This is a genomic window from Streptomyces sp. NPDC001599 (assembly GCF_042893535.1).
Classification (GTDB): domain Bacteria; phylum Actinomycetota; class Actinomycetes; order Streptomycetales; family Streptomycetaceae; genus Streptomyces.
Window position 1 is genome coordinate 43,931 of the sequence record NZ_JBIAVA010000027.1, and the last position, 23,363, is coordinate 67,293.

Below are 23,363 nucleotides of genomic sequence, written 5' to 3' on the forward strand. Positions count from 1 at the left end.
CGACGGGCAGGCGTCACAACAACGGTCGCTCGCCGGTCATCCAGTCGTCCCGGACGTCTGCCGGGACCGCGTACCACGACGACACCGGAGCCCTGCCATGACCGAGCGGATCAAGTTGCCCACCCTGTCGACCGAGAAGGATTTCGACGGGGAGGAGTTCTCGCCCATCTACACCACCACGGTGACCGTCCACGGTGGTGCGGCCTCGCACGGGCGGACCTCCGGCCACGCACGCTCGGCCGACGGAGCCTTGGACCTCGATCTGCGGATGCCGGCCGAGCTGGGCGGTGACGGCCGGGGAACCAACCCCGAGCAGCTCTTCGCGGCCGGTTTCGCCGCCTGCTTCCACGGCGCGCTCAGCCTGTTGGCCCGGCAGGAGGCGCTGGACCCCGCGGCGATCTCCGTCGTGGCGACCGTCGCCTTCGGCCGGGACCCGGAGGACGGCGGCTATCTGCTGCGCGTCGATCTGGTGGTGCGGTGGCCCGGTGTCGATCCCGCGACGGCCGACGAGCTGATCGGGAGGGCCGACGCGTTGTGCCCCTACGCGCGCATGGCGTGGAGAGGGACGCCCACCACCATCACACTCGCCTCCTGACCGGGCACGCTCGGTGGCGGCGGCCGGTCAGGAGGGGAACCACAGATCCGCGTCGGCCGCTTCCTCCTTGCGGACGGTGAAGAAGGAGATCTCCTTCTTGTGCGGCCCGCTCTGCGGGGGCAGTGCCTCGACCGCCGGGTGGTCGCCGACCGTGTCACGCCCTGCGCGCGACGGGGAAGCCGCCTCGTCGAAGTACTCCGCGTTGACGGCGAGGTAGTGCGACCAGTGCCCCGGCAGATCGTCCTCGTGGAAGATCGCCTCCACCGGGCAGACGGGTTCGCACGCATGGCAGTCGACGCACTCCGCCGGGTTGATGTAGAGCGTGCGCGCGCCCTCGTAGATGCAGTCCACGGGGCATTCGGTGACACACGCCCGGTCCTTGATGTCGACGCAGGGCTGTGCGATGACGTACGTCATCCGTCTTCTCCTCTTCGGCCGTCGGACATCCCCCGGCGCCTTGTCGCACGGTCGTCAGGTTCGTCCAGATGACCGGGGACCCCGGCACGGTGTGACACGCGTGCGCCGCCGATGTCACAAACCGCCGCCCGACGTGGTCCTAGTCAGTGACCACCCTGAGCGACGGGAGCAAGCGTGCCTCTCACCGAACAACGTCTTTCCACCACGGTGCTGGTGATCGGTACCGGCGGTTCCGGCCTGCGGGCGGCGATCGAGCTGGCCGAGGCCGGCGTCGACGTCATCGCCGTCGGCAAGCGTCCCAAGGAGGACACCCACACGTCCCTGGCGGCCGGCGGCATCAACGCGGCCCTGGCCACGATGGACCCCGAGGACTCCTGGCAGCAGCACGCCGCGGACACCCTCAAGGAGAGCTATCTGCTCGGCGACCCCCGTACGGCGGAGATCGTCACCCAGGGCGCGGCCCTGGGCATCGACGACCTGGAGCGGTACGGCATGGCCTTCGCCCGTGAAGGGGACGGCCGGATCTCGCAGCGCTTCTTCGGCGCCCACAAGTTCCGCCGTACCGCCTTCGCCGGCGACTACACCGGCCTGGAGATCCAGCGCACCCTGATCCGGCGCGCGGTCCAGCTGGACATCCCGGTACTCGACAGCGTGTACATCACGCGTCTGCTGGTCCACGAGGGTGCCGTCTTCGGGGCCTACGGCTTCGACCTGACCAACGGCACCCGACACCTCGTCCACGCGGACGCCGTGATCCTCGCGGCCGGCGGGCACACGCGCATCTGGCGGCGGACCTCGTCGCGCCGGGACGAGAACACCGGCGACTCCTTCCGCCTGGCCGTCGAGGCCGGGGCCCGCCTGCGCGACCCCGAGCTGGTGCAGTTCCACCCGTCCGGCATCATCGAACCGGAGAACGCCGCGGGCACCCTGGTCAGCGAGGCCGCCCGCGGTGAGGGCGGCATCCTGCGCAACGCCCTCGGCGAGCGGTACATGAACCGCTACGACCCCGAGCGCATGGAACTGTCCACGCGCGACCGGGTGGCCCTCGCCTCGTACACCGAGATCAAGGAGGGCCGGGGAACCGCGAACGGCGGGGTCTGGCTCGACGTCTCCCACCTGCCCCGCCAGACGATCATGAACCGGCTGCCCCGGGTCTACCAGACGCTCCTCGACCTGCAGATGCTCGACATCACCCGTGAACCCATCGAGGTGGCCCCGACGGCCCACTACTCGATGGGCGGCGTCTGGGTCCGTCCCGAGGACCACAGCACCGACGTCCGCGGTCTGTACGCCATCGGCGAGGCCGCCAGCGGTCTGCACGGCGCCAACCGCCTCGGCGGCAACAGCCTGATCGAACTCCTCGTCTACGGCCGTATCACCGGCCGGGCCGCGGCGGCCTACTCGGAGTCCCTCACCGCGCAGCCCCGGTCCGCGACCGCCGTGGCCGAGGCACGCGCCGAGGTCGACGAGCTGCTGGCCGCCGACGGCCCCGAGAACGTCCGGGCGCTCCAGCGCGCGATCCGCAACACCATGACCGAGCACGCCGGCGTCGTCCGGGACGAAGAGGGTCTGCGCGCCGGCCTGGCGGAGCTGGACGCCGTCGAGAAGCGCATGCAGAACGTCGGTGTCCATCCCGACATCGCCGGTTTCCAGGACCTCGCCCACGCCTTCGACCTCAAGTCGGCCGCCCTGGCGGCCCGCGCCACCCTCGAAGCGGCACTGGAACGCCGGGAGACCCGTGGTTGCCACAACCGCAGCGACTTCCCCGAGATGGACCCCGCCTTCCGCGTCAACCTGGTCTGGTCGCCGACGACCGGAATCACCCACGAGCGCATTCCCGATGTCCCGGACGAGATCGCTTCCCTCATGGCGGACGTGTCCACCGACGGAAAGCTCGTCGAGTAAAAGGCTTCCGATCACCGGAAAAGCCGGAACACCTGAACTCCGGCAGCGCCAGAAACGCCAGAACACCGATGAATCGGTTCGCCTTGTCACAGAGCGGGTGAGCATTCGGTCTTGTCTGGTGCAGGCGACAACGCACATCTCGAAAGGATATTCACATGAAGATCGTAGTCATCGGCGGTACCGGACTGATCGGTTCCAAGCTGGTCGCCAAGCTCAACGAGCACGGTCACGAGGCGGTGCCGGCCGCTCCCAACACCGGTGTCAACACGCTCACGGGCGAGGGCCTGGCCGAGGTCCTGACCGGCGCCTCGGTCGTGATCGACGTCTCCAACTCGCCCTCCTTCGAGGACGACGCCGTCATGGAGTTCTTCCGCACCGCCACCACCAACCTCCTCAAGGCGGAGGCGAACGCCGGTGTGACCCACCACGTGGCGCTCTCCGTGGTCGGCACGGAGCGGCTCCAGGACAGCGGCTACTTCCGCGCCAAGCAGGCGCAGGAGCGTCTGATCAAGGACTCGGGCATCCCGTACTCGATCGTGCACGCCACGCAGTTCTTCGAGTTCATGAAGGGCATCGCCGAGGCGGCGACCGACGGTGACACCGTCCGGCTGGCCCCGGTCAAGATCCGGCCCATCTTCTCCGACGACGTGGCCGCCGCCGTCGGCCGTACCGCGGTCGGCACCCCGGTGGGCGGGGTGGTGGAGGTCGCCGGCCCCGAGGAGTTCCAGCTCGACGAGCTGATCCGCAAGGGGCTGGCCGCCAAGAAGGACCCGCGCCAGGTCGTGACCGATGTGCACGCCCCGTACTTCGGCGCGGAACTGGAGGAGACCACGCTGCTCCCCGGCCCGGACGCGCACATCGCCGAGACCCGGTTCGCCGACTGGCTCGCGCAGCAGCGCTGAGTCGTCGGGGGCGGGTCCCTGAGCGGGGTCCGCACCCACCACAGGGGGCCTGTCGTCCGCACCGCGGCGCGGCAGGCCCCTCTCGTCACAGAAAGCCGACCCACCATCATGATCCAACGCGACCACGCCACTCCCCCGGTCCTCGGTGCGCACCCGGCCGCGACCGGTGCCTACACCATCGACCCGGTCCACAGCACGATCGGCTTCTCCGTCCGGCACGCCATGATCACCAATGTGCGCGGCCGGTTCGACCGGTTCGAGGGCCTGCTCGTACTGGACGGCTCCGACCCGTCCCGTTCCAAGGCGTACGTGAGTGTGCAGACCGACAGCATGGACACGGGCGCGGCGGACCGCGACGCCCACCTCGCGGGGCCCGACTTCTTCGACTCCGCGACGTTTCCCCTGATGACCTTCCACTCCACCGGCATCGTCCCGCTCGGCGACGACGAGTTCCGCCTCACGGGCAGCCTGCGCATCAAGGACATCGAACTGCCCCTGGACATCGACGTCGTCTTCGGCGGGGCCGGTGACGACGCCTTCGGCAACCACCGAGTCGGCTTCGCGGGCTCCGCCACCCTGCGGCGTTCGGACTGGGGGCTGGCCTGGAACACACCGCTCGACACGGGAGGTGTGCTCATCAGCGACAAGGTGACGCTGACCCTGGACATCTCGGCCATCCGGACGGAGCAGGAGGCGGCGGCCTGACGGACACCGATGCGGGTGGGCGGTGGTGGCCCCGGCTGTGGAGCAGCCCCGCTCACCCGCACCGGTCTCCGGACGACACATCGCATCGGTCTCCGGACAACCCACCCCATCGGTGTGCCGCGTCCGACGCCCGCGCGTCGGCAGGCCGCTCAGGCGGCGCTCTCCGTCGCGCGCGACGCGCGCACAGCGCGCCGTCGCAGGGCGCGACGCTCCCCTTCCGTGGTGCCTCCCCAGATCCCCTCGACCGGCCCGACGTCGACGGCCCAGGCCAGGCACTGCCGGGTGACGGGGCAATGACGGCAGACCGCTTTCGCCTCGTCCGTCTGTATCGCCGCCGGCCCGCTGTTGAGACCGCCGATCGGGAAGAAGAGATCCGGGTCCTCGGTCAGGCAGAGGCCCCTTACACGCCAGTCCATGAATTGTCTCCTGTATGAGAAACGGATACCGGTTCGGGGGGGGTGGCTCGTCGAACAAGGTATTGCGGGAATAATTCGGGTCGCGCAGCGCCGCTTTCTCTGGAAGACCGGACGGTCGGTGCGAATGTGACATCCCGCCGTGCCGTGCGCCGGCGCGGCGAGACCGCCTCCGGGCAGGGCCGTGCACCGGTCCGCAAGATCCGTAAAGAAGTCCGCGCACAGGTGTAACGAAACGTCGGCACCGCCGGTCGTACGGAGCGAAGGTGAGCACCGCGCCCTGCCGATCCCTCAGTACGCCGGGCCAGCGCTCCGGCGGTCACGACGAAGGGTCGTCCGACCGCCTCCGCACACACCGGCAACAGAGAAACGGAGACCCGGGATCATGCATTCAGAGGCGACCCCCGTGGCAGGCGGCCTGAGCGAGGCCGTTTCCGTCTTCGTCGAACTCCGGCCCCGCCTCTTCGGCATCGCCTACCGCGTGCTGGGCAGTGCGGTGGAGGCCGAGGACGTCGTCCAGGAAGTGTGGCTGCGCTGGCAGCGCACCGACCGCACCCTCGTGATCAGCCCCGTGGCGTTCCTGTCGAGCACCACCACCCGGCTGGCCATCAACGTGGCCCAGTCCGCCCGCGTCCGCCGAGAGACGTACATCGGTCCGTGGCTGCCGGAGCCCGTCGACACCAGCAACGACCCGGAGGTCGGTGCCGAGCGGGCGGAGGCACTGGAACTCGCCCTGCTCCTGGTGCTGCAGAAGCTCTCCCCGACCGAGCGCGCCGCCTACGTCCTGAGGGAGGCCTTCGACTACGCCTACCCCGACATCGCGCGCATCCTGGGTCTCAGCCCCGTCAATGTCCGCAAGATCGTGAGCCGGGCCCGCAAACACCTCACCGAGGACCAGCGGGACAGCGTCGACGCGGCCGAGCACCGGACGCTGCTCCAGACGTTCGTCGCCGCCGCCCGGCAGGGCGACGTCGCCGGACTGGAGGCATTGCTCACCCCGAACGCGGTCAGTCTGTCCGACGGCAACGGCATCAGGGGAGCGGCGCGGGTGCCCGTCCTGGGCCGTGCCCGCGTGGCGAACCTGTCCACCGCGCACCCGCGGTTCTGGCCCACGGTCGAGGCCGAACCGGTCGAGGCCAACGGGCGCGGCGGCATCCTGATCCACCGGGACGGCCGGCCCGCCACCTTCATGACGGTCGCGGCCACGTCCCGCGGCATTCACCAGGTGATGTGGGTCTTCAACCCGGCCAAGATCGCCGCTTTCCTGCAGTCCCGCACCCGTCACCGGTCCGTGGCGGCCCTCTGCGTCTGAGCGGGCCGCTGACGCGTTGTGCCGGGCGTGGGACGGGGCAGGTCAGGCGCGAGGGCGGTTCCAGGAGCGCAACTTGTCGGGATTGAGGACGGCCCACACCTGTACGACGCGCGAGCCGGCCAGGTCGAGGCAGATCACGGCGGCGACCTGGCCGTCGTAGCGTGCGACCAGACCCGTGCGCCCGTTGACGGGGCGGGTGTGCACAGTGGTGCGCGGGTGCCGGGCCAGCAGGGTCAGGAGACTCCGGGCGACCCGTGGGCCGCCGACGACGGGCCGTGTCAGTGTGCGGATCTTGCCTCCGCCGTCGTAGAACGCGACGGCGTCGGGGTCCAGCAGCGTGGCCAGACGGTCCGCGTCCTCGTCGGCGCACGCCTGCCGTACGGCGTCGACCAGTTCGTCCTCGACGCGCGGTGGCGTGGGACGTGCGGCCCTGGCCCGGAGGCTGTGCCGGGCTCTGTCGAACGGTTCGGTGTCCACCGGTCCCGGCCGGTCCCGGCGTGCCGGTCCCGCGGTGCCCACGGCTTCTCCGGCCGCGCCGCCGAGTGCCTCGTTGAGTACGAGGGCCGCCCGCTCGGCGGGTGTGAGCGCGTCCAACGCCCCGGCCCACAGCGCGTCGAGATCGTCTTCCAGAGCCGGACCGGAGGCTCCATGGCTTCCCTCGGGACCCTGGGGGCCCCGGTCACGATCGGACAGGGCCAGCCGTGCCAGGGAGATGCTGCCCACGACACGGGTCAGCCAGGCCCGCGGGGCGCCTATGCCGTCCCGCTGGCGCTCGGAGAGCGCGTACCACTCCCGGTACGCCTCATCGGTGACGTGCTCGGCGACGACGCCGCTGCCCAGCATCCAGTGCGCGACGTCCAGCAGGTGACGCCGCTCGTCGAGCAGCTCCCCGATCGGCATGGTGTCAACCACTGGCTCCATACCGTCTCCTCATCCTGAACGACCCGTCCTTGTGACGACTCGCCTCCCGCATGCGGTTCCCGCATCGCGCGCATCGCCACGTTACCCGCGGCACCGCAACGGCCGCATCCATGTCCCCGGGGCCGCGCGGAAACCTCCCACCCACACAACACCACAAGCCTTCACACGGTCACACTCTGCCCGACGTTGCGTCCGGGGCAGTACAGCGTGTGGTGTCGCACGGACAGGTTTTGCGGGCCTCCTACCCGTGGCGGCCTCTCGCACACCCGCTTCCGGGAAGGAATCGGCATGCCCCACATGACGCGCGCCGCAGCCGCGGGAGCCTGTGTCGTCGGACCCGCCGGCCGCCCCGGGTCCGGCTGCACACCGCGGTGACGCGCGGGCCTCGCACCGGGCTGTCACAGCGCTCGTCACTGTCCGGTCAATGCGATGTCGACGGTTCCCGAGCCGACGGCACGAGCTGAGGAAGGACGAGGGATGTCCCGAAGCACTGACCGGCAGACCGATCCCGCCGCCGCCACCGCGTCGCTGGCGGCGGAGGCCGCCCTGCTCGAAGGGCGGTTGAGCCTGCTCCGAGAGGCGATCGACTCGGTGGACGCACGCATCGACGCGGTCTCCGAGACCCTGCGGCGACTGCAGCGCCCGGCGACCGGGCCCACCGACGGCGAGACGCCCGAGGAGCGCAAAGAGCGGCACCGGGCCCGACCGCTCTAAGCGGGGCAGTGCCTGACACAGCGGACGGGCGGGCCCGGTGGCGCGTCGCGACGGACACCGTGGTCGTCGCGCCGCCGGTCCGCCGCGCTCGTCGCCCGACGTGGGCCGTTTCCCGCCAGTACGGGTATCCTGCCCCCGGTGCCGGGCCGAGTGACGGAGCCCGCATCGGGCGGCCCCGCCGGAACGAGGGGTGAGAACGAGAGGAACGCATGGTCTCCGTGACCCCCAAGGCTCGCAACATCGAGATCACCGCCGAGGGCCTCCAGGAGGACCTGGTTCGGCTGGAGATCCAGAAGCAGGCACTGGAGCGGGAACTGGCCGCGGTCACCGCTCACTTCGACTCCGTGCAACGGGCCCTCGGTGCCCTTCAGGCCCTCATGCCGGAGTCCGTTCCCCCGGCCCCCGCGGCCCGTCCGGCGGACGTGGTCGCGGAGGCGCCGGCGACGGTGGCACCCGCACCCGTGCCGTCCGCCGACGAGGCGGAGGACGGTGCCGCTGACGGTGACGGGAACCGCGCGGAGGACGCCTCCGGCGCCGGTGACGCCGACGGCTCGAAGTCGTACGGCAAGCTGACCGAACAGATCCTGGCCTACTTCGCGGACGCCGGAAACACCGACGTCCGTGCCAGGGATGTGGCGTCCGCACTGGGCCGCGACACCGACAGCGGCAGCATCAACGCGGTCCGGAGCACGCTCGACCGTCTGGTCGGCCAGTCCCGCGTCCGCCGGGTGGGCCGGGGTCTGTACCGCGCCGCCAAGCGCTGAGCCGCCCTGCGGTCTCCCCGGGGTCCACGGAGCCCGTTGGGAGTCATCCGGCGACGGCGTCCGCGTCCGCGGACTTCTCGCCTCGCCGTGGGTCACCGCTGGAGACGAAGGCCTCCCTCGGGTGCTGGACCGAGGCGAGGGAGATGACGTCGCGGCCGAAGAAGGCGGCGGTCACCCAGACGGCGAACACCCGTGCCTTCCGCTCCCAGCTCGGTACGGCCAGCACGTGGTAGCCACGGTGCATCAGCCACGCCGGGAACCCCTTGATGACCAGACGCCGGTACTGGAAGATGCCACGGCCCAGCCCGAGGGTGGCCACCACGCCGAGACTGTGGTGCACGTAGTCCTTGACGGGCCGGCCGCGCAGTGACGCCAGGATGTTCTTCGCCAGCAGCTTGCCCTGACGGACGGCGTGCTGGGCGTTGGGCACCGTCCGGGCGTCCGGCCGGCCGGCGGCGAGATCGGGCACGGAGGCGTCGTCACCGGCCGCCCACACGTCCGCCACGACCTCGTTCTCCGTCCCGACGCGGAGATCCGCGCGCACCATCAGCAGACCTCGTGCGTCGACGGGGAGGTCGGTGTGGTTGTGCACGATCGGGTTGGCGGCGTTGCCCGCGGTCCACACGAGCAGCTCCGAGTCGTACTCCGTTCCGTCCGACAGCACCACGCGGCCGTCCTTCGCGGAGACGAGCTGGGTGTTCAGATGCACCCGCGCGCCACGCTTCTCCAGCGAGCGCACCACCCACTCCCCCGGCCGGTCGGTGACTTCGGGCAGGATGCGCCCCCGTGCCTCGACCAGGTGGAAGGCGAGTTCCTCCGCCCCGATCTCGGGATAGTGCTTGAGCAACGCGGAGGCCAGGCTCAGCAGTTCACCGAAACCCTCGACCCCGGAGAAGCCGCCACCGACGACGGTGGCGGTGAGCAGCCGACGGCGTTCGGGCCCGTGGGGCAGGGTCGCCGCGCGGTCGAAGGAGGTGAGCAGCCGGTCGCGGATCGCCACGGCCTCCTCGACGTGCTTGAGCCCGTACGCCTGGTCACTCAGTCCCGGGATCGGGAAGGTGCGTGTGACGGCTCCCGCGGTCATCACCAGGATGTCGTAGTGCAGGTCGAACTCCGGCCCGGACTGCGGCCGGACCGTCACCGTGTGCGCGCTGTCGCGGATCTCGGTGACCGAACCCGCGATCAGGCGGGTGCGGTGCAGGTGCCGTCGGAGCGAGACCGCGGCATGACGGGCCTCCACCGACCCGGCGACCACCTCGGGAAGGAACGGCTGGTACGTCATGTAGGGGCGCGGGTCGACGACGGTGACCCGTGCCTCGTCCCGCCGCAACTTCTTCTCCAGGCCCCACGCGGTGTAGAAGCCCGCGTATCCGCCGCCCACGATCAGGATCTCACGCACGGTGTCCTCTGTTTCTCTTGGTTTCACCCTTCAAGACCGGCCGGCACCGCCCCGTGTGACAGCGCCGGGACCGGTCCCGGCGTCCCCGCCCGGCCCTCAGGCGACGGCGTGCGCGCTCCAGTGCTTCTCCAGGATCTCCGCGACCTCCGCCGGGCGCTGGAGCACCGGCCAGTGGTTGCAGTCCATCTCGACCACCTCGCTGGAGTGCAGGGAGTCACCCAGCCGGCGTCCGAACTCGATCTGGCAGGCGGGGTCCCGGGCTCCCCAGAAGACGACGCACGGCGCGGACACCGAGGACAGCTCCGGCTCCCACTCCGCTCCCATGGTGAGCGCCGACCTGTACAGCCTGAGCACCGCGTCCTTCATCGGCTCGTCCACGCGGCTCGCCATCTCCCTGGCCAGGTGGAGGGGTACGTCGAAGCCGGCCGCCACTTCCTCGGCGAAGGGCTCGGCGCGCAGTTCGGCCATGTACCGGTCGCCCTCGACCCGGTCCTGCCAGATCCTGGCCAGCGGGTGCCAGACGTACCCGGCGTTGACCGGCCCGTTGCCTCCGGCCCAGGTGCGGACGAGGTCGGGGCGCAGGGAGGCGACGCGGAGGGTGAGGATGCAACCCCAGTCGTGCCCGACCAGGTCCACCGGCTCACCGACCCGCTCCAGTCGCCGCACGAGCCAGTCGACGTACTCCTCCTTGGTGGAGCCGAAGCCGGCGGGGCGCTCGGCGCCGAAGCCGGGCAGGTCCCAGGCTTCCACGTCGGATCTGGTCAGACGACGGCGCACACCGTCCCACACATGGTGGGTGTCGGGAACGCCGTGGATCAGGATCGCGGGCATGGTGAACCCTTTCGTCGGTGGGACGAGGTCGCGTGCGGTCGGCGACATCTCATGGTGTCACACGGTTGTATCGTCCTTTCGTCTCCGCCGCCCTCTCCACCTGCGCCGCCCTCTCCGCCTCCGCCTCCGTCACGCCTCCACCTCCGTTTCCGCCTCCGTTTCCGCCTCTGTCGCGGTCTCCTGTTGTCACATGATCCGTGCTTGTGCGGTCTGCTCTGCCGAGGGCACGGCCAGCCGACCGCGGTGGTGGCGTTGTGGTGCCGGTAGAGGAAGGACACCTCATGGGTGGAACCGGTGACACGACACCGCTCGCGGAGCTGCTGGACGAGCGACAGCATCTGATCGACGTCGCTCGCTGGATGCTGGGCGCCGGGACGACGGCCGAAGAAGCCGTCACCGAGACCTACCGGCGGTGGTACGGCCTGACCGACGCCGAGCGGTCGGGCATCAGCGATCCGCGTGTCTGGCTGACCAAGAACACGGGCACCATCTGTCTGGCGCGCCTGTCCGCACCCGCGGGCCGACTGCCGGGCCGGGGCGAGGCGGGCGACGGCATCGGCATCGGCACGGAGCCCGACCGGGCACTGTCGAAGGAGGTCAGCGACGTCCTGCTCAACGCCCTGGACGCCCTCTCCCCGTCCGAACGGGCGGTCTTCGTGCTCAACGACGTCTTCGCCATGCCCCCTCGGACGGTCGCCGACATCGTCGGGCGGACCCCGCACGAGTGCGCCGAGCTGGCCGAGAGCGCCCGCCGCAGCCTGCGTGCCGACGGCGGCCGTCCCACCCCGTCGGACCAGCACGACGGGATCGTCCGCGCCGTCCGGCAGGCCTGCGTGCTCAACGACGCGCGGCATCTGGTGTCCCTGCTGTCTCGGCACGCCATCGCGTTCTTCGACGGCGGAGGCAAGATCCGTGCTCTGACCAGGCCGGTGCACGGCGACCAGCACGTCGCCCGGACCCTCCTCACGCTCCTCGCCCCGCGCCCCCGCACGGTCCTCCACCTCCAGGCGGCCAACGGGCGCACCGCGATCGTCGTGCGCCACCACGACCGGGTCGCCGCCGTGATCAGCTTCGACATCACCGACCAGCGCGTCACACACGTGTGGGCCGTGCTGAACCCCGACAAGCTGCGCGGGTGGAATCGCCCCCACCCGCCCGCCGACGGACACGGAGCGGTCCGGCACATGTGAGGAGGCCGCCGGAAGGCGCCACCGGCCGGGGACTCGGTGCCCACTGTGCGCTCACCCGTTGCGCTTTCCACGTGTCAGTGGCAACAATTGTCCGGCGGGCTTCCCTCACATCGCCACCACATCTTCATCACGGTGCCCATGGGACCCACCCGATGACGACGTTCCGGCACTCCTTGAAGGAAAACATGGTTCCGGCATCACGCTCGACACGCGACATCGAAGTGACGGCTGAGAGCCTCCAGGCCGATCTCAGCCGTCTGGAGCTGCAGAGGCGGGCGCTGGAGAGGGAACTGGCCGCCGTCCTCGCTCATCTCGACACCGTTCAACGGGCACTGGGCGCTCTGAAAGTCGTCATGGCGTCCCCCGCTGCGGCCCCGGCCTCCGAGGCCGCGCCCGCGACCGCTCCCCGGACCACCGGCGGCGCTGCCCGGCGCCGCGTCCCAGGTCCCGCGCGGGCCGCGACCCGGCCGAGAGCCGGCACGGAGCGCACGTACGGCAGGCTGACCGAACAGATCCTGGAGTACTTCGCGGAGGTCGGCGACGCCGACGTGCGTGCCCGGGACGTCGCGGTGGCCTTGGGGCGGGCCACCGACAGCGGCAGCATCAACGCCGTCCGCAGCACGCTCGACCGGCTCGTCGGCACCTCGCGTGTCCGGCGCAGCGGTCGAGGCCTCTACCGCGCCGCATGATCCCGGCAGTTCCCTCCGGCCAACGAGACCGGCCCCGGACGCCGGCTCGCGGGGGATCGGTGGGCGCCCGGGGCACAGTACCCCCGCCAGGCTCTAAGTGGCAGGGGAGCGTTCCCGGCGCCGTGTGTGGGGTGTCCAACCCAACGCCGTGAACACTGTGAGGAGTCTACCTCATTTTCACACGCTCCGAAGACACCGTCGCGGCCGTCTCCGTCGTCCTCCATAACAGTGTGAGTGCGAGTGGCTCACCGGCTGGACGAGAAGGCACTTCCGGCGCTCCATACTGGTTGTCGTGAACGACCCCTGCGTGTCTCCGAACCTCTCCCCCTCAGCGGAGGAGCCCGCGCCGCGGCTCGCGGTCGAACCGTGCCCGGACCGTGGGGACAGTGTGGATGCCATGCTGCGTCAGTGGGAGGAACACCGACCGGCCGTGGACGTCTCCTCCAGCGAGGTACTCGCGCGACTGCTGCGCGCGGCCCGCCTGGCCGAGGAACTGTTCGAGGAGCGGCTGCGCCGTCAGCCCGGCAGGACCATCACCAACGTCGGGGACTTCGACCTGCTGCAGACCCTGCGCCGGGCGGCTCCCGGGCACGCCCTGACGCCGGGGCAACTGATGCGGCACCTCGTGGTCTCCTCGGCCGGTCTCAGTGGCCGCCTCAACCGGCTGGAGCGTGACGGCTGGATCGTCCGGACCGCGTCGCCCGACGATCGGCGGCGCTCGCTGGTCAGCCTGACGGCGCAGGGGCGGGAGGAGTTCGACCGCCGGCTGGAGGGGCACCTGGCCGTGGAGCGTGAGCTGCTGTCCGTGCTCGACGCGCGGGAGCGGGCGGTCGTCGTCGGCGCGTTGCGCAAACTGCTGCTCGTCCTCGAGGCGTCGGAGTGAGCCGGCGGACGCGGCGGGCCGAGCCGCTCAGCCCGCCGCCACCAGGACGAGGGCGACGAGCAGAACGATCGCGGTCGCCGCGAGTACGGCCAGCGCCAGGCGGGACATCCGGCGCAGCCGGGCGTAGCGTCTGGTGTGCCGCGCCTCCACCATCGTGATCTGCTCGGTGAGGTGATGGGCGATGGCGCGGGAGACCCTGATCTGCTCCTCGACGTACCACCACTCCAGGTCGGTCTTCTGTTCTTCGCTGAGTCCGGGCACATGTGCGGCGAACTCCGCCGCGCGGTGGTGAGCGGCCCGGCGGTGGGAGTCCCAGTACAGGTAGTCCTGAATGACCGTCAGGCCGCGCTCGGCCTCGTCCTTCGCATCCATGGTGTGCTCCAGCCATAGGTGTGCCGCCTCATGCCCACGACGCCGCGGCCACCGCCTCGCGGGAGGCCACCGTGGTGGCGCCCGGGCGTGCGGCAGATCGTGTCACACCATCGTATCTCTCGCTCGCGAGAGAGGGGACGGGGAGGCACCACTCGGCCGAGACGCAGTGCATAACAGTGTGATTACTCGTTGTGTTGTTCCTTGCGAGGTCTCCACCCCGCACGGATCATGGGACGACGTGAAGCACACGCATCGGCCGGGGATTCTCCCGCGCACACCCGAAGATCCCTCCGCCCCCCTGTCTCCCGGCACGCACACGATCACCGTTCCACACGGTCCCGCCCGCGTCGCACTGCGCTACCACGTCGCAGGCTCGGGCCCTGTGTGTCTCGCTCATTCGGGCGGACCGGGCATCGGCTGGGAGTACCTGCGCATGCCCGGTCTCGAGGACTCCTTGACCATGGTCTACGTCGAACCGGTCGGCACGGGCGACTCCGGTCGGCTCCCGGATCCGCGCGACTACACCGTGGCCACGTACGCGTACTTCCTGCACGCCGTGGTCCAGCACCTGAATGTGCCACGGTTCGCCCTGCTCGGTCACTCCCACGGCGGTTTCGTGGCCCAGCGGTACGCCCTCGACCATCCCGCACAGGTCACTGCCCTCGTTCTCTACGACACCTCACCGGTCGCGGACGAGGAGTTCTGGTCGGCGGCGGTCACCGCCATGGAACAGTTCGTGAAGGACCACGTCCAGGACCATCCGGAGGTCGCGGACTACGCCGCCACCCTCACCACGCGCCTCGGTCTGCTGGACGACGACGGCGCCACCGCCGTCCTGCGCACACTGATGCCGGCCTATCTCCACGACTACTGGGGCAGAGAAGCCGAGTTCGCGCCCGCTCGTCGGACACTGCGCATGTACGCGGAACCCTCCCTCGGGGAGGAATCTCCCTTCGACCTCCGGGACGAACTGCCCCTCCTCACCCCACCGGCCCTGGTCCTGGCGGGCCGTCACGACTTCATCTGCGGGCCACGATGGGCCGCACTGCTGCACGACGGCCTGCTCAAGGCCGAGTTGACGGTCCTGGAGGAGGCCGGGCATCTCGCGCACCTCGAACAGCCCGCCCGGTTCGACGCCTCCGTCCTCGCGTTCCTCGAAGCCCAGGGAGTCGTCCGCGGACCTCGGAACCCATAGCTCCGGCGCCCGGTCTCCGGCTTACCCGCCGTCCGTCGGCGAAGGCCGTCCGCACCGACCTGCTCGCCCATGGGCTGAGCCCCAGGGCCATCCACTACGAGGTGTTCGGCCCCGACCTGTGGCTCAGCAAGTAGCAGCGCCGGCCGCCGGGCAGTGAGCGGGCGGGCGTCGGGCAGTGAGCGGGCGGGCGTCGGTCGGCTGCGCGGGGCGCCGGCCGTCGCCCGCGTACGGAAGCGAGGGGGGGGAGTGTGGCGCCCGCCCCCGGGAGTTCATGCGCTCGACGCGGTCGCGGTGAGTCCGGCGAGGGCGGGCTTCAGCTCGGTGCGCCGCTTGATGCCGAGCTTCACGAAAACCTTGCGCAGGTGGTACTCGACGGTGTGCGCGCTGATGAACAGACGGGCGCCGATCTCCCGGTTCGTCAGCCCCTCGCGGGCCAGGCGCGCCACGTTCAGTTCCTGTTCGGTGAGCCGCGCCGCCGACCCTCGTGCGCGGACCCGCAGGGTCTCGCCGCTCGCGCGCAGTTCGTCCGCGGCGCGCTGGGCGAATCCGGTCAATCCGCGGGCCGACAGCTCTCGGTGCGCGGCGCGGAGCTGTTCGCGCGCTTCGGCGGACCGCCCCTGGCGGTTGAGTGCCTCGCCGTACAGCAGGCGGCAACGCCCCACCCAGATCGAGATCCGCTCGTGCTCGAAGCGTTTGATCGCGTCCAGGAAGAGCCGCTCCGCGTCGTCCCCTGCACGCAGCTGCGCCTCGGCCATCGCCAGGACGGCCAGCGCGTAGCTGGTGCCCACCGGCCGGGTGACGCCGGCCAACTGCTCCAGTGCCTGCTCGGCAAGCGCGCGCTCACCGGTGTGCGCGGCCGCTTCCACCAGCTCGAGCAGGGTGCGCATCGCGAGGTTCAGTTCGCGGGTGTACGGCAGCTCGCGCCGGCCGCTGGCCACCGCCTCGGCGAAGCGGCCCAGGCCGTTGTAGAGGACCGCCTCGGAGAAGTTGGCCGCGCTCAGCGCGTGTCCCTCGCCGCGGGCGAGCCCGTCGGCCCGGACCCGCCCGGCCAGGCGCTCCGCCTCGTCGGCCTGCCCCCGGTACGCGGCGAGGAGGAGCCGCCCGTACGGCGGCAGCGGATTGCCGGTGACCTCCTTGATGGCGTCGATCTCGTCGCAGGAGGCTTCCGCCCCGTCCAGGTCGCCGTCGATCATCTGCACGAGCACCAACAGGCTCAGGGCGATCGGCAGTACGGTGACGACGCCTTCGGCACGGGCGAGTTCGACCTGCCGGTCGGCGAGCGCGCGCAGCCCGGCGGGGTCCCAGAGGTCCTGCGCGGCGCGGGAGGCGAACCACATCCAGTGCAGTTCGAGGGAGTCCGGCGCCTGCTCGAGGAAGGCACGCTGCGCCCGTCGCAGGGTGGGGAGCGCCGCCGTCTGCCCTTCGGTGGCGAGCAGCGCCTGCCCGCGCAGGATCAGGTCCCGCGCCCGGTCGGTCTCGTCGGCGGCGGGCGTGGCGCCGAGGATCGCGTGCGCGACGGCGGTCACCTGCTCGGCGTCGCCGAGTCTGCCGCCGTAGGTCGCCGCCGCGAGCGCTTCGATGTAGGTGTCGCGGGCGAGGACCGGGTCGAGCCCTTCGAGTCCCCGTGCCGCGTCGAGCAGGTGCCGCGCCCCGTCGCGGTCGCGCCGCAGCGCGTATCCGGCCCGCGCGCGCAGCCGCACCACGAGCGCCTCCTGGAGCGCGGTGAGGGGAAGGGCGCGGGCGGACTCGAGCAGGCGCAGGGCCGCGTCCGACGCGCCCGCGTCGTGCTTGGCCTCGGCGGCCGCGATCAGCCGCTGCCCGCGGCGGAACGGCGAGGGCGTGAGCTCCGCCGCCCGCTCCAGGAAGGCGCCGGCGGCCGCCGCTCCGCCGCGGGTTCGCGCACGCACGGCGGACTTCTCCAGATCGGCGGCGACCTCCTCATCCGGTTGCAGGGTCGCGCTGGCCCGGTGCCAGGCCCGGCGGTCCGGGTCGTGCTCGGCGCTGGTGACGTCCGCGAGAGCGGCATGGACGCGACGCCGGTCTGCCGGTGACGCCGCCCGGTACACGGCCGAGCGCACCAGCGGATGACGGAAGCCGACACGGGTGCCGACGACGAACGCATCGGCGTCCTTGGCCGCGTCGAAGGCTTCCGGCCCCAGTCCCAGCACCGCGCTGGCACGCCACAGCAGCCCCGGGTCGCCGGTGGGTTCGGCGGCCGCCAGCAGCAGCAGGAGGCGCGCCGGTGCGGGCAGCGGGGCGAGCTGGACGACCAGGCTCTGCTCGATGCGACTTTCCAGCGGCAGGGAACCCGTCAGGGTGAAACCGCCGGCGATCTGGGCCGGGCTCAGGGCCCGGGGCAGTTCGCGCAGGGCGAGGGGATTGCCACGGGCCTCCGCGATCAACTGGTCGCGTACCCGCAGGTCGAGACCGCCGGGTACGGCCAGGCGCAGCAGTTCACACGCGTCCTCGTGACCGAGCCCTTCGACGATCATATGGGGCAGGCCCGCGAACACCGGGTCGGGCTGCCGCATGGCGAGCACCAGGGCGATGCCCTCCGCGTCCAGCCGCCGGGCCGCGAAGGCGAGGGCACGCGCGGACGCCTGGTCGAGCCACTGTGCGTCGTCGACGACGCACAGCAGTGCCTGCTCCTCGGCGGCCTCGGTCAGCAGCCCCAGCAGGGCCAGCCCCACCAGGAACGGGCTCGGCGCGGCCGCGCTGCGCAGGCCGAACGCCACCTCGATCGCTTCCTGCTGCGGGACCGGCAACCGGGCGACGGAACCCATCATGTGTCTGCAGAGCTGCTGGAGGCCCGCGTAGGCAAGTTCCATCTCGGACTGGGAGGCGACGACGCGCTCGGTGCGGACGTGTGCCGCGGCCTGTGCCGTGAGGCGGTCCAAGAGCGCGGTCTTGCCGACACCGGCCTCACCGGAGACGACCAGTGCACCGGCGCGGCCGCCCCGGGCACGGCTCACCAGCGCTTCCAGTTCCGCCAACTCGACGTGTCGTCCCCGCAAGGGCGCGATGTCAGGCACCATGTCCGCCTTCGCCGGGAAGTACCGCTCCGCCATGTCCTTCGTCCACGCATTCTATCGGAGCGTCGACCTGATCCGCCGAGCGTCGCGGTGCGCGGTGAGCATGGGCCGTCCGTCTCGGCGGCGGGGTGTCACCGAAGAGCGGACATGACTCAATTCCTGGAATCGAAGAGGATGTCGACGGGCTCGGTCACCGTGATTAAGAGCTACACCGCGGCCTCCCGCCTGCACCGCTTTCTCACCGACGGCCCCAGGTCCCGGCCCGATGCGCGATCGAACGGGCCGGCGAGGCGGTCGTAGGGCGGGGCAAGGAGGTGTGACCTTGCGCGGAAGGGTCGCCGCCCACCAGCAGCCGCTCCCACTCTCGCTCTGGCTTGGGCGATCCGCGTTTCGCTGAGCCGGGACCGCCCCGGGGGGTCCTGCGACCGGACCCCCGACCGCGCCGTCCTCACCTTTGCCCGTTGATCGCGCGGAGGTATTTGTCCACGTCTTCCCAGCTGGCCAGCACGAAGAAGTAGACGCCACTGCCGAAGACGGCTGGGGTTGGCGGTGGTCCGCTGACCAACTGCCGGACCCAGCGGGACATTTGACCCCACGCGGTCCGCAATGCCTGCATGGTCGGAGTCACGACAACGCTCGGGTTGGCGAAGCGGCGGAAGGCTGCGTCGAAATGATCACGGAACATGGGGAACCGTGCCGCCTCCGCGAATGCGCCGATCATGATGAGCATGGCCCGCGCGATGTTTCCTCGGTAGGCCCCCGTTGCCGCCGTGGGGTTCGGGGTCCTGGCCAGAGCTTCCACGTTCGTCTGGATGGCGTAGATGCCGATCGTGGTCGGTTCCGTCTCCGCTCCGGGCAGGGTGTTCACGAGGCTGGTGTACGACCCCTCGAAAGGCAGGGTCGCCACAGGGGCTCCCCGAACCTCTCGTGCGACTTCCTCTCTGGCATTCGTAGATGCATCCGAGAAGAGATACGCCTGCCCGGCCTGGGATTTGAAGCCCACAAGGTAGAGATTCGATGCGTTGAAGTACAAGGTCGTCTGGTGAACCCAGTCGGCGTTGTAGAGGTTGAGAGCCACGAGCCCGGCATTCTGGCCCTGCCCCATGGTCTCGTAGATGTTATTGCCGTGGATGAGGTGGCCGGAGCCCCTACGAAGTTGCTGTACGACAGACCTGTAGTGAGGGACATTGTCGATTTCCGGGTCGATGTGGAAATCAATGTACGTTGTCTGCCGATTGGGCGTATCGGCTGCAGCTCTGGGGACGTTCAACCCCAATAGGATCATGAGAGCTGCGAGCGTGGCGACTGCTAAACGCAGCGCGAAGCTGCGCTCACGATTGATTGACAGCACTTGTGCTTCCTCTCGGACCTGTCTGATCGGCAACGCCGGAGTGCCGAAGACTTGTTGCTCATCGGTAGAGACCGCACAGGCCCTCCCGATGTGACTGGCAGGCTCGCATCGACGCCGGGCGCACCAGCACGATCGCCAGGAGCACAGCCACGTAGCCGGTCCATGACAGATCGGCGAAGAGCTGGGGCGTCAGCAGGGCACCGAGGACCAGCAACGCGGCGAACTTGTTCGTTTCGTCGAAGGCGAGCGACAGCTCCTCGGGGCATGGCCCGGCGTTACGACGTGTCCTTTGCCTCGGCCTTATCTGCCAGACCGGTATTCCCTGGCCTCTGCGGACGTCGCCTCGCGTGACCTTCGCGGTCGCAAGGTCGATACTGCCCCTGTAGGACTCCTGTCGGTCTGTACTCGACTTGGCGCAGCGACCTGACGGTACGTCACCGAAGTCGGCGTTGAGTCGGCATCAGTACCGCCGGAACCCGCCGGCGACCGTCACGGACCCCCGAGATCACAAACTGAACGTCCCAACTCTGACCAGCAAAAACACAGGGAGATACCCTTGAGGATGCTCATCAACGTCCCCGAGACCGTCGTCGCGGACGCGCTGCGCGGTATGGCCGCCGCCCATCCCGAGTTGACCGTGGACGTCGAGAACCGGGTGATCGTGCGGCGGGACGCCCCCGTGGCCGGACAGGTCGCGCTGGTGTCGGGCGGCGGTTCCGGGCACGAGCCGCTGCACGGCGGGTTCGTGGGCCCCGGGATGCTGACGGCCGCCTGTCCGGGTGAGGTGTTCACCTCGCCGGTGCCGGACCAGATGGTGCGGGCCGCGGCGGCCGTGGACAGCGGGGCCGGGGTGCTCTTCGTCGTCAAGAACTACACCGGTGACGTGCTCAACTTCGACATGGCCGCCGAACTGGCCGAGGACGAGGGCATCCAGGTCGCGAAGGTGCTGGTCAACGACGATGTGGCGGTGACGGACAGCCTCTACACGGCCGGCCGGCGCGGCACGGGGGCGACCCTGTTCGTCGAGAAGATCGCCGGGGCGGCGGCGCGGGAGGGGCGGCCGCTGGAGCAGGTGGAGGCGATCGCCCGCCGGGTCAATGAGAGCTCGCGCAGTTTCGGGGTGGCGCTCAGTGCCGTCACGACGCCGGCCAAGGGCAGCCCCACCTTCGACCTTCCGTCCGGTGAGCTGGAGCTGGGCATCGGCATCCACGGTGAGCCCGGCCGGGAGCGGCGGCCGATGATGACCTCCGGCGAGATCGCCGAGGCCGCCGTGGACGCGGTCCTGACCGACCTCGCCCCGAGCAGCCCCGTCCTGGTCCTGGTCAACGGCATGGGCGCGACGCCGCTCCTCGAGCTGTACGGCTTCAACGCCGAGGTGCAGCGGGTACTCGGCGAGCGCGGCGTGGCCGTCGCCCGCACCCTCGTCGGCAACTACGTCACCTCCCTCGACATGGCCGGCGCCTCGGTCACCCTGTGCGAGATCGACGAGGAGCTCCTCGGGCTGTGGGACGCGCCGGTCAGTACCCCGGGTCTGCGGTGGGGCATGTGAGGGCCGACGGGGGAAGAATCGCGAGGTACCTACCAGGCAAGGAGATCCTGTGCTCGACGCCGACTTCTTCCGCCGTTGGATGACGGCGGCCACCGCGCTGGTCGACCGCGAGGCGGACCGGCTCACCGCCCTCGACTCACCCATCGGCGACGCCGACCACGGCAGCAATCTCCAGCGCGGGTTCACGGCCGTGGCCGCCACGCTGGAGAAGGAAGCTCCGGATACGCCCGGCGCCGTCCTGATCCTCGCCGGGCGGCAGCTCATCTCCACGGTCGGCGGCGCCTCGGGGCCGCTGTACGGGACGCTGCTGCGCCGTACCGGCAAGGCGCTCGGGGACTCTCCCGAGGTGAGCGCGGGTCAGCTGGCCGAGGCGCTGCGGGCGGGCGTGGACGCGGTCCGGACGCTCGGCGGTGCGGCCCCGGGCGACAAGACGATGGTCGACGCCCTGGTGCCCGCCGTGGACGCCCTGGGCGACTCGTTCGCGGCGGCCCGCACGGCGGCCGTTGAGGGGGCCGAGGCGACCACGCCGTTGCAGGCCCGCAAGGGCAGGGCGAGCTATCTGGGCGAGCGCAGCATCGGGCACCAGGACCCGGGGGCGACCTCGTCCGCACTGCTCTTCGTGGCGCTGGAGGAGACGGCCGGTGAGTGACGAGAAGCTGGTGGGGATCGTGCTGGTGTCGCACAGCGCCGAGGTCGCCGCGTCGGTGGCGGAGCTGGCGAAGGCCCTGTCGGGCGGTGCCGGGCCGGTGGCCGTCGCGCCGGCGGGCGGTACCGCGTCCGGCGAGTTCGGCACCAGTTCGGAACTGGTCGCGGCCGCCGCCGTGTCGGTGGACCGGGGCGCGGGGGTCGCCGTCCTCACCGACCTGGGCAGTGCGGTGCTCACCGTCAAGGCGCTGCTCGCCGAGGGGGACGAACTGCCCGGGAACACCCGTCTGGTGGACGCGCCCTTCGTCGAGGGCGCGGTGGCGGCGGTCGTCACGGCCTCGACGGGCGCCGACCTCGCGGCCGTGGAGGCGGCGGCCGCGGAGGCGTACTCCTACCGGAAGGTCTGAGGGCACCGGAACGCTCTCAAGGCCCGTGAAGGGCTGGGCGGAAGGCCCCGGCCGTCCGCTCAGCCCCCGTCCACGAACTGCCGTGCCAGCCGCTCCCCCGTCTTCTCGGCCGCGGCCGTGTCCTCGATGGGCTCGACCTCGCTGCCCTTGAACACGATGTACGTCACGTCGGAGGCCACACCGCCGCCCTCGGGATCCGCCGGGATGCCGAGGGAGCGTGCGGCGGCGTAGGAGGCCTCGCCGATGAGGTCGCTGGGGCCGACGTCGCCGACGACCGCGTACCGCACCCGGCCCCCGTGCACGAGGGCCGCGAGCGATCCGCCGCGGACGTCGTCCTCGCGGTGGTCCCAGGTGTCGCTGGGTCCGGGCACGACGACGTAGGGCAGGCGTTCGGCGTCCAGCGGGCGGCCGTCGGACCCGGTGTACGCGGTGGCGGGGCTGAAGTGCGGGTCGGTGCCGCTGTTGCACCGGTCGCCGGGTCGGCCGTCGCAGTCGACATCCAGGTCGGCCTTCCAGTACACGGCCTCCCGGGTGCCGCAGACCGGGATGTCCGCCGGTGCTCCGGCGTCGCTGCGGTAGCGCCCGCGCGAGACGGGGTCGCACTCCCGCACCCTGGCCAGCAGGTCGGCGGCGCGGACGGGGCCCCCGCTCCCGCTCCGCCGCGAACCGTCCCCGGCCTCCGGGCCGGAGTCCGTCCGCAGCCGCGCGGGTGGCGCGGGCTGCCGGGCCGGGACGTGCGGCACGGGGCCGATCCTGACCCCGGACCGGTCCGCGCGCAGGGGCCCCGCCCGGTCCGGGGCACCGGGCAGCAGGAGCTGCGCCGGCGGTTCGGGAAGCGGCGGGGGCGGAGCGTCGGGGAACGTCGTGGGGGCGAGCAGGGCGGCGCTGGCCGCGACCAGTGTCAGCGACTGGACACGCACGATGTGGCCTCTCCTCGGGGGCATGGACGGACACTCGGCCTCATCTGTCCCCGAAACGCTCGCGCGACCACCTTTTGCAGGGCCAGACGGTGCACGCCCGCCGTGCGCCCGGTGCGTGGGGGGGGGTGCGGGACCGGGGGCGGGGGGGGGGGGGGGGGGGCGGGGGGCCCCCCCCCCCCCCCCCCCCCCCGCCCGGGGGGGGGGGGCGCCCCCCCCCCCCCCCCCACAACAAAAAGAAACAAACAACCTAGG

23 protein-coding genes and 1 pseudogene are annotated in these 23,363 nt (G+C 71.1%); 14 read left to right on the forward strand and 10 right to left on the reverse strand.

Annotated features, from left to right (window positions below):
* Positions 1 to 97: 97 nt before the first annotated feature.
* The gene (locus ACFYZ3_RS37370; protein ID WP_388527562.1) at positions 98 to 595 is read left to right on the forward strand and encodes an Ohr family peroxiredoxin; all 498 of its coding nucleotides are present in this window, start codon (positions 98 to 100) and stop codon (positions 593 to 595) included.
* Positions 596 to 622: 27 nt separating this feature from the next.
* Here ACFYZ3_RS37370 and fdxA read toward each other — a convergent pair whose 3' ends face one another.
* Positions 623 to 1,012 (reverse strand): ferredoxin, encoded by a 390-nt coding sequence (gene fdxA, locus ACFYZ3_RS37375; protein ID WP_388527565.1) that lies wholly within the window; start codon positions 1,010 to 1,012, stop codon positions 623 to 625.
* Between the two features lie 174 nt (positions 1,013 to 1,186).
* Here fdxA and ACFYZ3_RS37380 point away from each other — a divergent pair, with 174 nt between their 5' ends.
* The 3 genes from ACFYZ3_RS37380 (at position 1,187) to ACFYZ3_RS37390 (ending at position 4,524) form a co-directional block, all read left to right on the forward strand.
* Complete coding sequence (locus ACFYZ3_RS37380; protein ID WP_388527568.1) at positions 1,187 to 2,917, forward strand: FAD-binding protein; 1,731 nt, start codon at positions 1,187 to 1,189, stop codon at positions 2,915 to 2,917.
* A 155-nt stretch (positions 2,918 to 3,072) separates the two neighbouring features.
* The gene (locus ACFYZ3_RS37385; protein WP_388527571.1) at positions 3,073 to 3,819 is read left to right on the forward strand and encodes an SDR family oxidoreductase; all 747 of its coding nucleotides are present in this window, start codon (positions 3,073 to 3,075) and stop codon (positions 3,817 to 3,819) included.
* A 108-nt stretch (positions 3,820 to 3,927) separates the two neighbouring features.
* The gene (locus tag ACFYZ3_RS37390) at positions 3,928 to 4,524 is read left to right on the forward strand and encodes a YceI family protein (RefSeq protein ID WP_388527574.1); all 597 of its coding nucleotides are present in this window, start codon (positions 3,928 to 3,930) and stop codon (positions 4,522 to 4,524) included.
* A 149-nt stretch (positions 4,525 to 4,673) separates the two neighbouring features.
* Here ACFYZ3_RS37390 and ACFYZ3_RS37395 read toward each other — a convergent pair whose 3' ends face one another.
* On the reverse strand, positions 4,674 to 4,940 hold the full coding sequence (locus tag ACFYZ3_RS37395) for a WhiB family transcriptional regulator (protein WP_003972036.1): 267 nt from the start codon (positions 4,938 to 4,940) through the stop codon (positions 4,674 to 4,676).
* Positions 4,941 to 5,322: 382 nt separating this feature from the next.
* Here ACFYZ3_RS37395 and ACFYZ3_RS37400 point away from each other — a divergent pair, with 382 nt between their 5' ends.
* The gene (locus ACFYZ3_RS37400; RefSeq protein WP_388527578.1) at positions 5,323 to 6,249 is read left to right on the forward strand and encodes an RNA polymerase sigma-70 factor; all 927 of its coding nucleotides are present in this window, start codon (positions 5,323 to 5,325) and stop codon (positions 6,247 to 6,249) included.
* Positions 6,250 to 6,291: 42 nt separating this feature from the next.
* On the opposite strand, the gene ACFYZ3_RS37405 is transcribed toward ACFYZ3_RS37400, so the two are convergent.
* A complete protein-coding gene (locus ACFYZ3_RS37405; RefSeq protein WP_388527580.1) occupies positions 6,292 to 7,170 on the reverse strand; it encodes an RNA polymerase subunit sigma in 879 nt (292 codons plus the stop codon).
* A gap of 477 nt (positions 7,171 to 7,647) precedes the next feature.
* Between ACFYZ3_RS37405 and ACFYZ3_RS37410 the strand changes: the two genes are divergently transcribed.
* Both ACFYZ3_RS37410 and ACFYZ3_RS37415 read left to right on the forward strand, forming a co-directional pair.
* Positions 7,648 to 7,884 (forward strand): hypothetical protein, encoded by a 237-nt coding sequence (locus tag ACFYZ3_RS37410; RefSeq protein WP_388527582.1) that lies wholly within the window; start codon positions 7,648 to 7,650, stop codon positions 7,882 to 7,884.
* Between the two features lie 209 nt (positions 7,885 to 8,093).
* Positions 8,094 to 8,648: a hypothetical protein gene (locus ACFYZ3_RS37415; protein ID WP_388527584.1), complete on the forward strand. Its 555-nt coding sequence runs from the start codon at positions 8,094 to 8,096 to the stop codon at positions 8,646 to 8,648.
* A gap of 43 nt (positions 8,649 to 8,691) precedes the next feature.
* On the opposite strand, the gene ACFYZ3_RS37420 is transcribed toward ACFYZ3_RS37415, so the two are convergent.
* Both ACFYZ3_RS37420 and ACFYZ3_RS37425 read right to left on the reverse strand, forming a co-directional pair.
* Positions 8,692 to 10,047, reverse strand: coding sequence for an NAD(P)/FAD-dependent oxidoreductase (locus ACFYZ3_RS37420; RefSeq protein WP_388527586.1), 1,356 nt, complete (start codon positions 10,045 to 10,047; stop codon positions 8,692 to 8,694).
* A gap of 96 nt (positions 10,048 to 10,143) precedes the next feature.
* The gene (locus ACFYZ3_RS37425) at positions 10,144 to 10,926 is read right to left on the reverse strand and encodes an alpha/beta fold hydrolase (protein ID WP_388527589.1); all 783 of its coding nucleotides are present in this window, start codon (positions 10,924 to 10,926) and stop codon (positions 10,144 to 10,146) included.
* Between the two features lie 233 nt (positions 10,927 to 11,159).
* Here ACFYZ3_RS37425 and ACFYZ3_RS37430 point away from each other — a divergent pair, with 233 nt between their 5' ends.
* From ACFYZ3_RS37430 to ACFYZ3_RS37440, 3 genes are all read left to right on the forward strand, one after another.
* Positions 11,160 to 12,068 carry an RNA polymerase subunit sigma gene (locus ACFYZ3_RS37430; protein WP_388527592.1) on the forward strand — a complete coding sequence of 303 codons (909 nt, stop codon included), beginning with the start codon at positions 11,160 to 11,162 and terminating at the stop codon, positions 12,066 to 12,068.
* 185 nt (positions 12,069 to 12,253) lie between these two features.
* Positions 12,254 to 12,757: a hypothetical protein gene (locus tag ACFYZ3_RS37435; protein WP_388527595.1), complete on the forward strand. Its 504-nt coding sequence runs from the start codon at positions 12,254 to 12,256 to the stop codon at positions 12,755 to 12,757.
* Between the two features lie 397 nt (positions 12,758 to 13,154).
* Positions 13,155 to 13,640, forward strand: coding sequence for a MarR family winged helix-turn-helix transcriptional regulator (locus ACFYZ3_RS37440; RefSeq protein WP_388527597.1), 486 nt, complete (start codon positions 13,155 to 13,157; stop codon positions 13,638 to 13,640).
* A gap of 27 nt (positions 13,641 to 13,667) precedes the next feature.
* Here the strand turns inward: ACFYZ3_RS37440 and ACFYZ3_RS37445 are convergent, their stop codons facing one another.
* Positions 13,668 to 14,012 (reverse strand): hypothetical protein, encoded by a 345-nt coding sequence (locus tag ACFYZ3_RS37445; protein ID WP_388527600.1) that lies wholly within the window; start codon positions 14,010 to 14,012, stop codon positions 13,668 to 13,670.
* Between the two features lie 238 nt (positions 14,013 to 14,250).
* Here ACFYZ3_RS37445 and ACFYZ3_RS37450 point away from each other — a divergent pair, with 238 nt between their 5' ends.
* Positions 14,251 to 15,207 carry an alpha/beta fold hydrolase gene (locus tag ACFYZ3_RS37450; protein WP_388527603.1) on the forward strand — a complete coding sequence of 319 codons (957 nt, stop codon included), beginning with the start codon at positions 14,251 to 14,253 and terminating at the stop codon, positions 15,205 to 15,207.
* A gap of 269 nt (positions 15,208 to 15,476) precedes the next feature.
* Here the strand turns inward: ACFYZ3_RS37450 and ACFYZ3_RS37455 are convergent, their stop codons facing one another.
* The 3 genes and pseudogenes from ACFYZ3_RS37455 to ACFYZ3_RS37465 all read right to left on the reverse strand — a co-directional run.
* Complete coding sequence (locus ACFYZ3_RS37455; protein WP_388527606.1) at positions 15,477 to 18,275, reverse strand: AAA family ATPase; 2,799 nt, start codon at positions 18,273 to 18,275, stop codon at positions 15,477 to 15,479.
* Between the two features lie 412 nt (positions 18,276 to 18,687).
* Entirely contained in the window at positions 18,688 to 19,590 is a 903-nt protein-coding gene (locus ACFYZ3_RS37460; RefSeq protein WP_388527609.1) for a ribosome-inactivating protein, read from the reverse strand.
* 106 nt (positions 19,591 to 19,696) lie between these two features.
* Positions 19,697 to 19,825, reverse strand: a pseudogene (locus ACFYZ3_RS37465) (sodium:proton antiporter); the annotation flags it as partial.
* A gap of 321 nt (positions 19,826 to 20,146) precedes the next feature.
* On the opposite strand from ACFYZ3_RS37465, the gene dhaK reads away from it, so the two are divergent.
* The 3 genes from dhaK to ACFYZ3_RS37480 are packed head-to-tail and all read left to right on the forward strand — an operon-like array spanning position 20,147 to position 22,191.
* Entirely contained in the window at positions 20,147 to 21,139 is a 993-nt protein-coding gene (gene dhaK / locus ACFYZ3_RS37470; RefSeq protein ID WP_388527611.1) for a dihydroxyacetone kinase subunit DhaK, read from the forward strand.
* A gap of 49 nt (positions 21,140 to 21,188) precedes the next feature.
* A complete protein-coding gene (gene dhaL, locus ACFYZ3_RS37475) occupies positions 21,189 to 21,788 on the forward strand; it encodes a dihydroxyacetone kinase subunit DhaL (RefSeq protein ID WP_388527614.1) in 600 nt (199 codons plus the stop codon).
* Positions 21,781 to 22,191: a PTS-dependent dihydroxyacetone kinase phosphotransferase subunit DhaM gene (locus ACFYZ3_RS37480; RefSeq protein ID WP_388527617.1), complete on the forward strand. Its 411-nt coding sequence runs from the start codon at positions 21,781 to 21,783 to the stop codon at positions 22,189 to 22,191. The genes dhaL and ACFYZ3_RS37480 overlap by 8 nt, the downstream gene beginning before the upstream one ends.
* Before the next feature lie 59 nt (positions 22,192 to 22,250).
* On the opposite strand, the gene ACFYZ3_RS37485 is transcribed toward ACFYZ3_RS37480, so the two are convergent.
* On the reverse strand, positions 22,251 to 23,111 hold the full coding sequence (locus tag ACFYZ3_RS37485) for a glycoside hydrolase family 75 protein (protein WP_388527620.1): 861 nt from the start codon (positions 23,109 to 23,111) through the stop codon (positions 22,251 to 22,253).
* Between the last annotated feature and the right edge of the window lie 252 nt (positions 23,112 to 23,363).